Here is a 14,322-nt window from a genome sequence, read left to right on the forward strand (position 1 = left end):
CTTTCCTTGCCAATAACCAATCTTGGAGCGCTTGACAAGTTTTGGGCTGTAAATCAATATTTTCCTTTTGAGATCCTCTTCCTTTACCCAAGATATTTAAAGTCTGGGCATCTTGATCGAAATCTTCGATATTACACCCAGAGACTTCCTCCCGCCGAAGCGCATTTGCCCACAATAATCTCAACAGAGCATAATCCCGCTTACCTTTTAATGTTTCCCTATCTGGTATAGCCAACATTTTTTTGAATGCTTCTTTCCCAATACCTGTTGTATCTCGGTAAGGTTCAACTTTTTCACTTTTGATATCGGCTAAAGTCCAACTACATTGTCCCACGGAGTAAGCATAGTTCACCAGTGACTTGATTGCTGCAATCGAACGATTCACGCTCGCTTCTTTTAACTCCTTGTCGATTAATTCAGCTTTGTAACGCAATACCAGGGTAGCAGCACTAAACCTCTCCATCTGCAAAAATTGCATCACTAAAGCAGGTGTTAATTGGCGATCGCACACGTACAGGAAGAATTTTCTTAATTCCTTACTATACTCCCGGCGTGTCCCCTTATTGCGCTTACTAGCTAGCCATTCTGATAAGAGATTACGGTCATCTGGTATATCAAAGGGATTGTCTGTTTGTGCCAGCATTTCAATTATCGAAAAAATTAATTTTCGATAGTTAATTTAGCATACTCCTAGCTGTGAGGGGAGCATACTTTGATGCGCGATTGCACTCTTAGGGCAGCGCTGCGGTTGCGATCGCTATTCATCCGTAACCTGCCTTCTGATAGACTTAATCTGCCCCCGCTTGTTTTTGCTATCAAGACGTTTTCTTTGGGAACTGCGAGATGGTTTGGTTGGCTTACGTTTTATCTTCAGTACGGTGACGCTTTTTATCAGTTCTTGAAGTCTAGACAACGCCTCAGATCTGTTTTGCTCTTGAGTGCGGTGTTCTTGGGACTTGATAACAATGACCCCATCTTGGGTGATGCGTCGGTCGTTTAACTTTAACAATTGCTCTTTGTAAAAATCAGGTAGTGATGAAGCCCCAATGTCAAAGCGTAAGTGGATGGCAGTGGAAACCTTATTCACGTTTTGACCTCCAGCACCACTGGAGCGAACCGCAGTAATTTCGATCTCGCGCTCTGGGATTTGGACTGTGTTGGAAATTTGTAGCATCACTTATATTATAACGTCCATTGGTTCAAGCAGATGCAGTTCGACGGTTGTTTTTATTTGATGGGATGATAAAGCCCATCTTTTTGGTAGCGCCACGCCACACCGCCGGGGTCGCGCTGGCGACACCAGGACTCGAATTCTTTGGGACTTTTGGTTTCCCGGTAATTACGTATAGTTTCGGCAGTTGCTGCTAGTCTTTTGGCTAGATTTTCTTCGGTGAATGGTTGAAGCTCAAGCTGTGGTGGGTGGTAGTTGAAAGCTTGCCGTCTTGTGGGGGTTGAAACTTGGCGCTGTCCAAGGATTGAAATCGCACCTTCCATTTGTCCCAGCCTTGTTGCGATTCCTTCTAGCTTTTGTTCCAAGTTGGTCACTGATTTTAATACCGATTCAACATCGCTATCATTTTTGTCACGGGATTCTAGCCTTTCTAGCCTTAAAGCTAGCTGTTTAATAGCTTCATTATTAGTCCCAAAATCGATATCATTACTGCTATCAATCGCTGATATCAATTCTTGCAAGCCTTGAAGCACAGCATTTGTATGCCCTAGCCTGTGTAGTCGTGATAGCTCCTTGACTGCTTCAATGAGGGGGGTAGGCACGCGGAGCATTTCACTAGGAGGGGTCTTTTTCTTGCTTAGAGGCTTGTTTTGGGGCATGTTGATATCATTTGTGATAGCGCTATTGCTATCAACAGAAACAATACTCTAATTTACGTCTTTTGTCATACGTGGGGCTGATTGTATTTTTCTATGAAAAACTGGAAAATCGTTGACAGGATTTGTATTAATATCTAGCAGTTTACCTGACAACAGCTATGCCAGCAGATTACTCCGGGCAGAATCTTAGAGGGCGAAATTTTAGAGGTAAGAACCTTGAAGGGGCGAACTTTAGCAGTTCAGATATCAGGAGCGCTGATTTTAGCGGTGCTAATCTAAGGGGCGCAAATTTCAGTCATGCTAAAGCAGGATTGCAACGGCGGTGGGCAATTTTGTTAGTGCTTGTTTCGTGGGTGCTAATGGGTCTAGCAGGATTTCTTGCAGCTTTTGCTAACGCTTTGATAGCGTTGCTAGTATTGATGAAGCAACCAAATGATCAAATAGCGTATCAAATTGTAGGCTGGACTGTTATAGTTATAATATTTGGATTCTTTTTCGTTATAATTCGTCAAGGAATACAAGCAGGTTTAGGAGCTGGAGCCGGAGCCTTCGTCGGAGTCGGAGTCGGAGTCGGAGCCTTCTTCGGAGCCGCAATCGTAGCCCTTGGTGAAGCCGGAGGATACAATCCCGTAGCCAGAGACGTGTTCTTATACGTAACCTTCGCAGTTGCCGTAGCCGTAGTATTATTTAGTACATATACAAGTTGGCGTGTATTGAAGGGAGATCCAAAACATGCCTTGATTAGCAGCATCGCTATTGCTTTTGCAGCTTTTAGAGGAACAAGCTTTCGTAGTGCTGATTTAACCGATGCTGATTCATTTTAAAATATAACGAAATATTTCGCCAACAGCATCCTCGCTACTTTTACCCCTTATCGGCAATCTCGATAAGATGGCGGTAGAGTAGTTGCAGACTTTAGTATAGATGCAGATGCCAAGCATGAGATTCCCGGATAAGGCAACTCATTTGTCAAGAACAGCACAAATCTATTGTCAGAGGTAAAAGCTATACTCTCGAAAGCCTTACCAGGGCGAGCCAACTCTATAAGTGCGTTAGAAGCTGCTGGAGGAAGATTAGCCCCTAGAGCGAGATCTCGGCCAGCTAGAATAACCCACCCTCCATTAGATGTGAATGCAATATCGTTGATAATTAAGTTTTGTCTACGATAATCGTAAAGTGCGTTGAGAAGATCTAGAGGAATATTTTCACTTTGATAAATATCATTATTACCAGCAAGAATGATCCACCCTCCATTAGGTGTGAATGCAATAGTTTTTATAGCTCTTTGTGATTGTCGTGCCTGCGCCAGATGATAATAAAAAAGTGATGGAAATCCTTTCCCAAAAGGCATAAAAAAGTTGTTATTAACGCCATAAACAAGTATTGCACTTTGCCCATCAGGTGTGAACGCAATAGTGTTTATATAGATGTTTTGCTGAACTAAAGACTTCAATTGATTATAAATTATTTGTGGAAAATTATTACTCCAATTAACATAAGAAGTATTATTGCTAAAAATAACCCATTCCCCTGTAGCAGTAAACGCAATCTTTTGAGGAGTTTTGTTGATTCGAGTTAGGTATTGGAGCGTACTAAGTGGCTCTGATGTAATATCTGTAACAGTATCAGACAAAGCCGGAACAGAAGTTAAGACAATAGGAAATGACGTTGCTATTGCTATTGATGCGCCAACAAAAAAGTTACCGCCAGCTTTTAAAATTTGGCGCACTAAAAAATTATTAGACATATTACTCTCCAGGTAGATGACGAAATAATGGTGTTTTTGTCTTGGCATTATTCTCTCAGCAAGGAGTGGGTAATTGTCAATACAGAAAACTGCAACATAGTTTTTTTTGTATAAAAACCCTGGGTATAACTAAGTATTTTTTACTTAGAAACATGTTTGTTTTGTACTAATCGGGTTGGTATTAGGAGGTTAGTATTTAGAGGTGAGTAATAATTGCTACATATAGATGAATCTGGGGTATTAATTTTTTTAGGTGGAAGTTGACGAATGTTTACAAAACACCCTTTTTCTATATATTTCGGTATACTCAATTTCAGTATTTTTACTATTGTTCAAAATGCTTCTTACTTTGTTACTTTTATTATCAAAATGACCGCCCTAGGACATCTGCTAATCCACACTCTGCCACCACCTCTTCATAATTAACCCCATACAATCCATGTGGTGTGGACGTACAGTTCGGGGGAGCGATGCGCGATCGCTCACCTATTCAAGTTATTCGCTAACACGATAGAGTGTGTTGTGCTGAATGCATGTTATTCTGAGGTGCAAGCGGGTGCGATCGCACAACACATCCCCTACGTTGTTGGTATGAAGCAGGCGATCGGTGATAAAGCGAGCATCGAATTTGCCGTTGGTTTTTATGCTGCATTGGGGGCTGGAGAATCCATTGAGTTTGCTTATGAATTTGGACGTAATGCTGTTGAATTGGCTGGATTAAGAGAAAATCTAACTCCCGTGTTAATAAAGTTGCATAATTCTTAGCACTTCGTATTCTTTAAAAAGATGTGATAGTGAGGAGAGCGATAGCGAAGCGCTGCCGCCTACGGCAGATCGCCCTACACCGCACCATCAACCCACCCACACTCGCAATCCCAATGCACGCGGGCTGTGTAGTCCCGCTCAAATTCATCACCACACTGAGGACACCTGCCAGTAAACATTGGATGGGTGTCCAACAATTCTAGCTGTTGCTGATATGTGTTAGACCGGCGATCATTTGTGCCTCCTACCTTATTTAACTAAAAAAGTCCACAATTATAGAACAATTGTACTATTAACAAGTCACAAAGATGCCCAAGGACAGTAATCGCAATCTTTGAGATATCTGATAAATTTTTATATGTAAGTATCAGAAAAAAGAGGTTTTTCAATGTCATATTTGACTAACTCTGCTGATATCCTCTATGCAATCAGTGAATTGACAACTTCTTCTAAGCTCTGGATTGATACAGAGATAGCTGATTGGAGGACGCACGCCCGTCGGCTTTCTCTCATACAGGTTTTAAGTGATACAACTAGTCCAAGTGAAGACCATGTATTAATTTTTGATGTTTTGAATAAACCCGATGTAATAAAGTTATTTAGTGAGCAGATTATTGCTAATTCAACCATTGAGAAGATTTTTCATAATGCCCCTGCGGATCTTCGTTTACTTGGTAAGGATCAAGCTAAAAATATCACCTGCACTCTTAAGATAGCTCGACAGATGAATGATGTCTTAAATGTTACTAACTTTAAACTGAAAACATTGGCAGTAGAGCTTTGTCATGCTTCTGATGTGGACACAGAACAAGGGACAAGTGACTGGGGATACAGACCTCTTAATCCCAAACAGTTACTCTACGCTAGAAGGGACGTTATTTATCTTGCTCAAGTGCATCACCACTTGCTCCAAATAGTCGATTCGCACCAGGGTTCCTCTAAAAAATATAAATATCTCTCATCAGAAATATCGCTCCGGAATCCTTCTTACACTCCTACTGAACCATCACAAGTCTATCAAGATGATCAATCTGTAGCGGAGATAAATGATTTTACTTTTCTCACCTCTCTTCTGTTAGCTGATAGCCACTCCTTTCTTGTGCATGAAGAGTTTCTAGATATTTTAAGACAACTATACAGATGTGATACTGAATATCGAGAAAAAATTACTCAATATGCTAACAATTTCAAAAGTAGAGGATATTTCTTTAGAGAAGAACTTAACTTTTTGATTCAAAGATTAAATTATCATCAAATAGATTGTGCTATTGGCTCTGAAGAACCTGAAGAACTTGAAGAAGAGAATTCATCTGAACAATGCGTAAAAACTGAAGTAAGCTATAAGATAAGTTATAAAGAAATTCTGGAAACTCTGAGACAACTTTACGAACTTGATACTCAATACCGAGAAACAATAGTTCGGTATGTTGACAACTTTAAATCGAAAAAGTATTTTTTAAGCGAAGAGCTTACTTTCTTAACTCAACGGTTAAAGTATCATCGGATTGATTGCCAAGCTCAACTGTTTCCTCTCCATCGAGACTTATATGCCAGACCTTGGAGTAGTGAGGAGGATGAGCGGCTGCGCTTACGATATAGCCAACAAGCTCCAATTAATATAATAGCAGCAGAATTCCAGAGATCAAAAGGTGCAATTCGATCCCGAATTAAAAAATTGGGTTTACAGGATCAACATCAGCAATCTTCTTACAATACTAAGATTCAGGAAATTCGGAAACAATATCCTCGCGCATATGAGCCTTGGAGTGGTGAAGAAGACAAGCAACTGCGATTGCGATACAGCCAAAATGCTCCAATTAATATAATTGCAGCAGAATTTCAGAGACAACCAAGTGCGATTCGTTCTCGGCTGGAAAAATTAGGATTGCGGTCATAACTCTTAGTTGAGTGCAACCCCCGGATAGAATTCGTACGTTTTCTTTACTGCTAGTTGCATTTAATCCAGGTCGAAAACGAAATCACTATGTTGACAATTTGGAATGATTTTTTGAGCTATCTGCAAAACTACCGTTTGATGGGACTTTCGGGAGCGAAGAGTTTGCTATCTAGTTTACTCATTATCTCGGTCTTCCTCAATGGATGTCTCAAGTTTGGAGAAAACTACATTTATACAGATGGCCAGCCCGCTCCCATTGCAGTAATTGAGAAGTGGATTGGCGCACCGTTACCTAGTAGCTACTCAGATTTAAAGTATAAAATTATCAATGACGCTCCTGATAAACATGTGGAAATCGCAGTTAAAGTACAACAGAGTTACTACGAAGCTGTGATCAAAAACTTGGTGAGAGACAATAATTCCGTTAAAAGTAAAATATTATACTTAAATACTGGGAACAATCCTAATACTTTTATGAAGCCTCCTTCAGCAGACACACCTGTTTGGACTTCTAAAGAAGGATTTTATCATAAGTATATTTGGTATCAAGACTCAATCCTTTACGTTTCTTATGCAGAAGGCTAGATCAAAGGAACACAAAAATGTTTTCGCTCCTCTCCGGAATGCTGGAATTGGATGTTGTATCTCTATACAGATAAACAAATTAACTTAAAAATTACTATACCTAACCACAGACCATGCTGTTCCTCCCAGTATGGTCTTATATTTTTAAATTACAATTTGTAGGGTTTACCGTACTCTAAAATAGCAAGCTTCCACACCTAAAAACATAATTCGGTAATCATCATTTAACTTGTGCTAAAAACCGAATTTACAGCCTTTTTATCAATGACTAATATGAGATTAAAGCAAGCAATTAAAGAAGGAGTCAGAAAACAGAATTCCTGAAGTTAGGACAGACAAAGATTCATATCTACCCTGTAAGTGCTACAAAATCTTAGACTTCATTCTGAATTCTGAATTCTGAGTACTGAATTCTTTCTGATTAAATTCTGAATTAAACAAGACTATAGAAAGGATAGATTATGTTAATTCGTTACAATCCCTGGCAAGAATTCAACACTCTTCAACGTCAAATCAACCGTTTGTTTGATTCAGCTTTAACACCAGAAACAGTAAGCGAAAGAGCTTTTACACGTGTTCCAGCTGCTGAACTGCATGAAACAGCAGATGCTATTCATTTGAAGCTAGAAGTACCAGGTATTGAAGCTAAAGACCTGGATGTACAAGTCACAGAAAACGCTGTTGCTATTACTGGTGAGCGGAAGTCTGAAAATAAGACTGAAGAAAATGGTGTCACCCGTAGCGAATTCCATTATGGTAAATTCCAGCGCGTAATTCCTCTCTCTGCTCGTATTGAAAATACCAACGTTACAGCAGAATACAAAGATGGCATTTTGAATCTGACACTACCTAAGAGTACCCAAGAAAAGAACAAAGTTGTCAAAGTTAACTTAGAGCAAGCTGCTGCGTAGTTGGTTGAATTCGAGAACTAGTTCAACGGTTTGTAATTGGTTGATTAAGTTTTAGCCTGGTTGCTTTTATGCACCGGGCTTTTTTATTGGTCTAGTTCCAATTCGGAGTGGTAAAATTTATCGGATGTACACATACCAACTGTTCTCAAAAATGCCCATCTACAGAGAGCGTTATGCAGACAATTGGCAAGATATAGCACGGCAGGTAAAGGAGTCTGCTGGATGGAAATGCCAGCACTGTGGACAACAGTGCCTGCGCCCAGGAGAGAAACCCAAGGGACTATCGCGCTCTGAGTGGACAATGCTCACGCTATCAGTTCATCATTCCAATTTCACCCCAGAAGATAACCGCAGAGAGAACCTTATAGCTCTTTGTAGTATATGTCACATAACACTACACGGTCGAGCGCGAGGGCGTTCAAATACTTCACCAGGGCAATTAGAACTGCCATTGTAGCTGTTTATTCAACAGGCTTGCCCAACTCATAAGCAGCGGATTCCAGGGTAACTGCTATAGCATAGTCACCTTGCTCATGAAGAATTTTCGCCCAAATATCTAAAATCTCCCAATCCTTAATCCCTTTGGCTTTAAGTTGGGTGAGGGCATTTCTTACCTCGTCGGTTTTTGAGGATGGGGCGGCATTGTCATTGCCAATACCTTTGGTTTCCATGTCAATGCCTCACTCTTGCTGATTTATTGAGTGCGATCGCTATATTTATATGATATCGGCATCTACTTTTTTGTAATACTCTTCTACCTTTTTTGTAAATTCAGCATCCATAAAATTCAGTAAAAATTCTGATATTGACACACAGATGGAATAAACATTTTTTGGGTTAATACCATTAGAATGAGCGCACAAGTGACCATGAGCAAATATATGTCGGATTGAAGCTGAGATGTGCGCTACATTTGTACTTTTATAACTGCGGCAGTCACTTAACTTAACTTTTAGCTTTTTGTCAACTAATTTCTTATAAAGAAAGTCGTAAAGTAGACCTTGTTTATCTTTTTCTACAAATTCTCGAATAACTTTTTCTGAGTTGTAAGGAGTCATTAGAGGAGTAAGCATATCTAGCTTAAGCGAGTTGATCTCCATAAATACTTCTAAAGCAGAATGTGTTAAGAAGACTAGGAAGAAAGCATCATAACCAGAATTAGTCTCCTGCGAATACCCTTCGAGATTGATTCCTCTGAAGTTTTTAGCAAGCCTTATTCTACTAGCAAATCGATTTATATCGCCTGTTCTTACCTCAGAGCAAAATCCAATGCTGGATAGATCATGATCTAGTTTACGAAGCTGATGAAACTTATCAAAACTCTTTAATTCCATATCTATTTTCTTTCAAAGAAAAATTTAAAATATAGCTCTGCTACTCTACAAAATCACAAATATACTTTGCCCCCTGATAAATATCAGCTACAAACAACCTCAAGGTTTTGAGAGTAAGTAAAGCTCATTGGAGATTTCAGCCAATGCTTGAATGAATTATTAAGACGCTACGTAGGTGTTTGATATGATACCCACAACTATGACTTGAGTAGGGGTTAAAGGTTCCCTACGGATTTTGACATTTAGCCAGGCTTCATTTATTTAATGAGATTAGCTTTGCTGCCGTGCTAGTTCCCTCCGGGACGCGAAGCTCTCGCAAGGGTCGCCTAAAAGACACTGCGCTTACAGTTCTTATATGGCTGGGATTCGTCGGTATGCCCAGTAGCCTAAATTACTTCAAAACACTCGCTTTGTCTTAACTCATAAAGAATTGGTGCATCCCCGGAACAAAATAGATGCAACTGCTCTTGAGCACGAGTCATTGCTACATACAGCTGTCTTCTTGCCAAAACCGCCGCTTCTGCTTCAAGAGAATGGCGATCGCTAAGAAGCCAAAAGAATCGGTTGACATAATTGAGAGTATTCTTGTAGGTACACGTGCAGCAAGGCTGTGGTGTAGCATGAGGTGACTTACCTTAGTGTTAGTACTAACATACTATAATTAGTTTATAAATTCATATCTTTGCTTGTAAAATTAAGGAGGATTTAAAAATGATAAATACTTTAAATATTAAAAAACCTTTTAAAATACTTATAGCGCAGGACTGGAGTAAAAAGCAACAAGGTGATTTTTTTGAAGATTTAATGGCTCCAGTATTTCAGCGTCTTCGCTGGAAGGTTACTCAGAATGTTGCATTTGAAGGAATGCAAGTTGATCTTTATTTAAAGAATTTAGATACTTCTGAAAAAGGATTAGTAGAATGTAAGTTTCAAAAAAATTTAATTGATGCTCAAATAGTAAAAGAATTATTAGGTGAAATTTTAATTACAAAGTATCAATATGCTTACTTGGTTTCAACTTCAGAACTTGCTGGAACAAGCAAAGCTATTATAGAAAACTTCGACAATAAAGATATTAAATTAATTGTTTGGTCAGGCGAAAAGTTAACAGAGATATTTATGGGTGCATATAATATTATATTGCCTGATCTCAATGGGATAGGAATTAATCAAGTTAGTACAGTCACATTATTAGTAACTCATAAAAAAGATTTTATTTGGGTAGCAGAAGAAATAGGAGAAGATGGCGAACCTTGCCGTGCAATTATTATTCCTATTTCAGACAATAGTTTTTCTCAAGAACAATGGAAGACTTATTTTTCTAGATATGAAATTTGGAAAGGTCTTGATATCATACTTCTAAGTAAAGAACAAGGTGATTTAAAAAATAAATCTATTCTGAATTCCAAAACAGATATTGAAAAAATTACATTATCAAGAATAAATCAAGCTGATAGCTTTGATGATTACCATCGTCCATGCCGACCAGAAGATTTTGTTGGACGATCTCAAGCCCAAAATAAATTTTGGGAATTTATTAAAAATGTTCAAGATAATAAAACAGACCTAAGATTAGTTTGCTTTACCGGAAGTACGGGTGTTGGGAAATCATCTTTAATTGTAAAATTAAAGTATGAATGTTATCAACAGTATAAAGATTATTTTTATATATATGATATTGATGTTACTAGCGTTAGTACAGAAAAATCTAATTCTTTCGTTGCAAGTGCAATTAAAAAAGCATTACAACAAGCTGTGAATGATGGATTCATCCCATTACCTAACCATAAAATAATTATTGAAAGCACTGAGCAGCCTTTTTTTAATAGTCATTCAATTCAACTAGTAATAGATAAATTAAAAGAAACACGTAAAGTTATCATACTATTCTTTGACCAATTTGAAGAGATTCTGACCAAAGATTCTTTATTTAATCTCTATGATATCTTTAAAAGGTCTGCTTTTGATATTGACGCTTTAAAAGAGAATGTAGTTTTAGGATTTTGCTGGAGGACAGATATTAGTTTACCAGCTAAAAATGAAGCATATTTTGCTTGGCATGAATTACGACGCATTAGAAAAGATGTTGATTTAAATGAATGTCCATTTTCTGAACAGGACTCTAAAGCACTCATAAATAGATTTGATGAATACTTAATACAACAAGGCAAACGTTCTATTTTACAGCAGAAAATGAGAAATTGGATAATAGAGAATTGCCAAAATATACCTTGGTTGTTAAAGAAAATTTGTGGCGATATATATAATCAGCATTTAAACCAAGCAGATTTTAATAATAAAAAACTTATTACAAAATTCGATATTAAAGAAATTTTTGAGAGAGATATCAATAGATATATTAAAACCCTAGAACAGGAGGATTGTCTTAATTTTATTGCTGCTAATTCTCCTATCTCTAAAATGGAATTATGTAACAAATTTAATCATGAGGTAGTAAACAGTCTTTTGTCAAGCAAATTAGTTGTTGAAACAGGAAATAATTACAAAATATATTGGGACATATTTCGTGAATATTTAGTAGATAAAAAATTACCTGTCATCGCTATAAATTATAGACCAAGAACAAGGATATCAACTTTAATAAAAGTATTTCGTATGTTAAGCCATGATTCAACGACTAAAAGTTTAGCGGAAAAATTACTACTTAAACCAAGTACAGTCAATAATGCTGTTGAGGATTTAAAAAACTTTTTCCAAGCTTCTGTAGATAGAAAAAATGGCAATATTGCAGTACCTATAAATCTTATAAATTTAACGGATAATGAACTAGCCGATTACTTAGCTGAACAGATAGAATCTCACTTACTTGTTACAGAAATTTATAATAGAATTAAACCAGATCAGTGGCTCTGGTATGAGGAATTTAAGCGATTAATGAATCAGCTATCTTCTAAAGAAAACCTAAAAACTGAAACTCAAAAAGATTACACTAGCAGAATGCTTTCATGGTTTTGTTTTGCTGGTTTACTTGAAATAAGACAGAATTGGTTAATAGCGCGACCAATTCATCCGAGACAAGGTAAACAAAAAGGTAAACCCTTAGAGTGTGAATTTAACAAAAAAAGAATACCTAAATCTAGGGTAAATCCTGGACAATTAACATTATTCGATTACTTGACGTAACTAGCCATACTCTTGCTCCACTAGCCCCAACAGCTTCTCTTCCAACGGTGTCAAATAAGGGCGCTTAACCTCTCCCAACTGCTTAAGAACACTAATTGCTGCATCTTCCAGCCTACCACTGGTACATAGTCTAGTGATGCGATCGCATCCCTCCTTCATCCTTTCACAATCAGCATCAGAGTACTCAAGTGACTTTAAGTGATCCATTCTTACGGTATATTCTCTATCCCAACTCATAACTGTGTGTGACTTGAACAAGATTTTGGACACGTTTTGGAAGAAGAAGTTGGACACCTTATAAGCTGAAATACTTATAGTTTCGTTTAGCACTAATACAGGAATCGCGATTTTGGAAAAAGAAAATGGACATAATACAGAAATGGAAGAAGAAAATGGACATAAAAAATCAGTCTTCCCGAAATTACCTTGTGGTCAACCTTTCAAGTCCTCCTGTTCTAAATTGACACTCAGGGGTGATTGCTAAGTGGCGATCGCTCTTCCAAGAACGTCGCCTGAAACCCTTAATTTTCCTTGATGTTATTTTTTGGAATTTTTGTCAGGTAAAATTGGACATCTATTTTTGGAAGGTAAAGTTGGACAACTTGGCCAAAATCTTCTTCAAGTCACACTGTGCAACTGAAATCATTCACCTGCTTCACAATACACCAGCAACCGCCTTTACCTCGTAAGAGAGGGTGCAATCTGATCGCCCAAGCCTACAAAAACCACTTTGGTTAAGCGGTTTTTGAATCTGCTACAATCAATAAACCAGACATATCCAACACACGCCCGGACCAAGTAGCGGAAATTTCGGCAAGATTTCCAACTTCGGTTAACTTATCGCCTTGATTTACCCAACCTTGTAGTAATTCTTGCAGTTGGGTTAATTCAACATTATTGGCATGGTTTTGTTTTTGTAACAAATTGACATACAGTAGGTTCTCTTGAAGCAACACAGGAACTATTTCACGGCTGGCTTTTTTTTGACTCCAAGATTTTAAACGCGCTAAAGAAGCAGCCAGTTCTCCCAACTGCTGCGGGTAAGATTGATTTAAAAAACTTGCTTCAATTGCCTTCCATTTGGGCATCATAGCTCTCCTAGTAACCGCTTGGTAATAATGGTGATTTTATCTTTAATGATAGAGGATTCTACAATCATAGAACGATTATTTTGACTGGGGCGAATATTAATAATTGACTCAAAAACTATTTCCCGCGTGTAAGGACACCAATCAGCGCCCCAAAGGTCTTTTTGTCTGCTGCCATCTTTCAATAACTCTTGTTCGCATTCATAGTGACGTTCGGCTCCACCAGCTAAAATTTCGCGCTCGATATCCACGACTATTTTGATAAATACTCCCCACATTTGCAGCATTTCATCCAATTCTTCTTTTGTCGCACGAACGCGAATTATTAAAATCAATTTACCCACACCTCAATTACAGTTTTTACAAAACGCTCACGAGACGAATGCTTTATTTTGCTTATGTTGTTTTATGTATAAATATTCCAACTATTACCAAAAAGATTTCTCGCGAAATACTGCTTTTATTTTAAAACTTTTAGTGGCAATAAAGACACTATTAAAAAGCTTTTTTTCTAGATGAGAATTTAATTAACTCTGAAAACATCCGCTATTCTTGAGATTATATGTCATGATTTTTTAGATTTAATAACTATAAGTTTATCCCCAACAACGTCAAAATCTCTCGTACTGGTGCTTTATATTGCTCTAGCTCTTGTACCCTTGTCAGTAACCGCTTGGGGATGTATCGCGACGATTTAATTAGGCGATCGCCCCCCTCCCAAACCTCATAGTGATAGTAAGCCTGCGGGTAATCCTTACCATTTTTAGTAATATTACGCCAGTGGATGCTACCGCTGCCCTCCCCTTTGTGCCGCCGCATTTTACTAGGGGATATTTCATTACTAGGGTCTATCTCTAATGCTTCTTTACTAGGGCTTATCTCGATATCCCCTAGTACTTCACTTAACTCAGGTCTTATCCCCATGTCCCCTAGTAATTTACTAGGGCTTGCCGCCGTCCCTAGTAATGCCAGAATCTCTATAACTGGGCGTTTGGCAGCCTCCGCCTCTTGAATAACCAAG

Annotated in this window: 17 protein-coding genes and 1 pseudogene; 7 read left to right on the top strand and 11 right to left on the bottom strand. The window is 38.1% G+C overall.

Annotated elements, in window-relative coordinates:
- The 3 genes from G4P69_RS32080 to G4P69_RS32090 all read right to left on the bottom strand — a co-directional run.
- Window positions 1-643 (bottom strand): tyrosine-type recombinase/integrase (locus G4P69_RS32080; protein ID WP_208353834.1); only part of this gene is annotated, 643 nt, incomplete at its 3' end.
- A gap of 114 nt (window positions 644-757) precedes the next feature.
- Complete coding sequence (arfB, locus tag G4P69_RS32085) at window positions 758-1,174, bottom strand: alternative ribosome rescue aminoacyl-tRNA hydrolase ArfB (protein WP_208353838.1); 417 nt, start codon at window positions 1,172-1,174, stop codon at window positions 758-760.
- A 53-nt stretch (window positions 1,175-1,227) separates the two neighbouring features.
- A complete protein-coding gene (locus tag G4P69_RS32090; RefSeq protein ID WP_208340642.1) occupies window positions 1,228-1,830 on the bottom strand; it encodes a hypothetical protein in 603 nt (200 codons plus the stop codon).
- Between the two features lie 158 nt (window positions 1,831-1,988).
- Here G4P69_RS32090 and G4P69_RS32095 point away from each other — a divergent pair, with 158 nt between their 5' ends.
- Entirely contained in the window at window positions 1,989-2,654 is a 666-nt protein-coding gene (locus G4P69_RS32095; RefSeq protein ID WP_208340644.1) for a pentapeptide repeat-containing protein, read from the top strand.
- A gap of 47 nt (window positions 2,655-2,701) precedes the next feature.
- Here the strand turns inward: G4P69_RS32095 and G4P69_RS32100 are convergent, their stop codons facing one another.
- Window positions 2,702-3,577: a WD40 repeat domain-containing protein gene (locus G4P69_RS32100; RefSeq protein ID WP_208340650.1), complete on the bottom strand. Its 876-nt coding sequence runs from the start codon at window positions 3,575-3,577 to the stop codon at window positions 2,702-2,704.
- Between the two features lie 441 nt (window positions 3,578-4,018).
- Between G4P69_RS32100 and G4P69_RS32105 the strand changes: the two genes are divergently transcribed.
- From G4P69_RS32105 to G4P69_RS32125, 5 genes are all read left to right on the top strand, one after another.
- Window positions 4,019-4,342 (top strand): hypothetical protein, encoded by a 324-nt coding sequence (locus G4P69_RS32105; RefSeq protein WP_310834416.1) that lies wholly within the window; start codon window positions 4,019-4,021, stop codon window positions 4,340-4,342.
- 388 nt (window positions 4,343-4,730) lie between these two features.
- On the top strand, window positions 4,731-6,239 hold the full coding sequence (locus G4P69_RS32110; protein WP_208340656.1) for a 3'-5' exonuclease family protein: 1,509 nt from the start codon (window positions 4,731-4,733) through the stop codon (window positions 6,237-6,239).
- An 87-nt stretch (window positions 6,240-6,326) separates the two neighbouring features.
- A complete protein-coding gene (locus G4P69_RS32115; protein WP_208340658.1) occupies window positions 6,327-6,824 on the top strand; it encodes a hypothetical protein in 498 nt (165 codons plus the stop codon).
- Between the two features lie 458 nt (window positions 6,825-7,282).
- On the top strand, window positions 7,283-7,735 hold the full coding sequence (locus G4P69_RS32120) for an Hsp20/alpha crystallin family protein (protein WP_208340692.1): 453 nt from the start codon (window positions 7,283-7,285) through the stop codon (window positions 7,733-7,735).
- 151 nt (window positions 7,736-7,886) lie between these two features.
- Window positions 7,887-8,192, top strand: a complete 306-nt coding sequence (locus G4P69_RS32125) for an HNH endonuclease (RefSeq protein ID WP_208340661.1) — start codon at window positions 7,887-7,889, stop codon at window positions 8,190-8,192.
- Between the two features lie 4 nt (window positions 8,193-8,196).
- Here the strand turns inward: G4P69_RS32125 and G4P69_RS32130 are convergent, their stop codons facing one another.
- The 3 genes from G4P69_RS32130 to G4P69_RS32140 all read right to left on the bottom strand — a co-directional run bounded on the left by G4P69_RS32130 (window position 8,197) and on the right by G4P69_RS32140 (window position 9,691).
- Window positions 8,197-8,406 carry a hypothetical protein gene (locus G4P69_RS32130; protein WP_208340663.1) on the bottom strand — a complete coding sequence of 70 codons (210 nt, stop codon included), beginning with the start codon at window positions 8,404-8,406 and terminating at the stop codon, window positions 8,197-8,199.
- A 45-nt stretch (window positions 8,407-8,451) separates the two neighbouring features.
- Window positions 8,452-9,069, bottom strand: coding sequence for a hypothetical protein (locus tag G4P69_RS32135; RefSeq protein WP_208340665.1), 618 nt, complete (start codon window positions 9,067-9,069; stop codon window positions 8,452-8,454).
- Window positions 9,070-9,553: 484 nt separating this feature from the next.
- Window positions 9,554-9,691, bottom strand: a complete 138-nt coding sequence (locus tag G4P69_RS32140; protein ID WP_208340666.1) for a hypothetical protein — start codon at window positions 9,689-9,691, stop codon at window positions 9,554-9,556.
- An 89-nt stretch (window positions 9,692-9,780) separates the two neighbouring features.
- Here G4P69_RS32140 and G4P69_RS32145 point away from each other — a divergent pair, with 89 nt between their 5' ends.
- On the top strand, window positions 9,781-12,213 hold the full coding sequence (locus G4P69_RS32145; RefSeq protein ID WP_208340667.1) for a restriction endonuclease: 2,433 nt from the start codon (window positions 9,781-9,783) through the stop codon (window positions 12,211-12,213).
- On the opposite strand, the gene G4P69_RS32150 is transcribed toward G4P69_RS32145, so the two are convergent.
- The 4 genes and pseudogenes from G4P69_RS32150 to G4P69_RS32165 all read right to left on the bottom strand — a co-directional run.
- The gene (locus G4P69_RS32150; RefSeq protein ID WP_208340669.1) at window positions 12,214-12,420 is read right to left on the bottom strand and encodes a hypothetical protein; all 207 of its coding nucleotides are present in this window, start codon (window positions 12,418-12,420) and stop codon (window positions 12,214-12,216) included.
- A 527-nt stretch (window positions 12,421-12,947) separates the two neighbouring features.
- Window positions 12,948-13,304, bottom strand: coding sequence for a hypothetical protein (locus G4P69_RS32155; protein WP_208340671.1), 357 nt, complete (start codon window positions 13,302-13,304; stop codon window positions 12,948-12,950).
- Window positions 13,301-13,636, bottom strand: coding sequence for a DUF5674 family protein (locus G4P69_RS32160; RefSeq protein WP_243902288.1), 336 nt, complete (start codon window positions 13,634-13,636; stop codon window positions 13,301-13,303). The genes G4P69_RS32155 and G4P69_RS32160 overlap by 4 nt, the downstream gene beginning before the upstream one ends.
- A gap of 253 nt (window positions 13,637-13,889) precedes the next feature.
- A pseudogene (locus G4P69_RS32165) lies at window positions 13,890-14,322 on the bottom strand (hypothetical protein); the annotation flags it as partial.

The organism is Aetokthonos hydrillicola CCALA 1050 (assembly GCF_017591665.1).
In the GTDB taxonomy this organism is placed as follows: Bacteria; Cyanobacteriota; Cyanobacteriia; order Cyanobacteriales; family Nostocaceae; genus Aetokthonos; species Aetokthonos hydrillicola.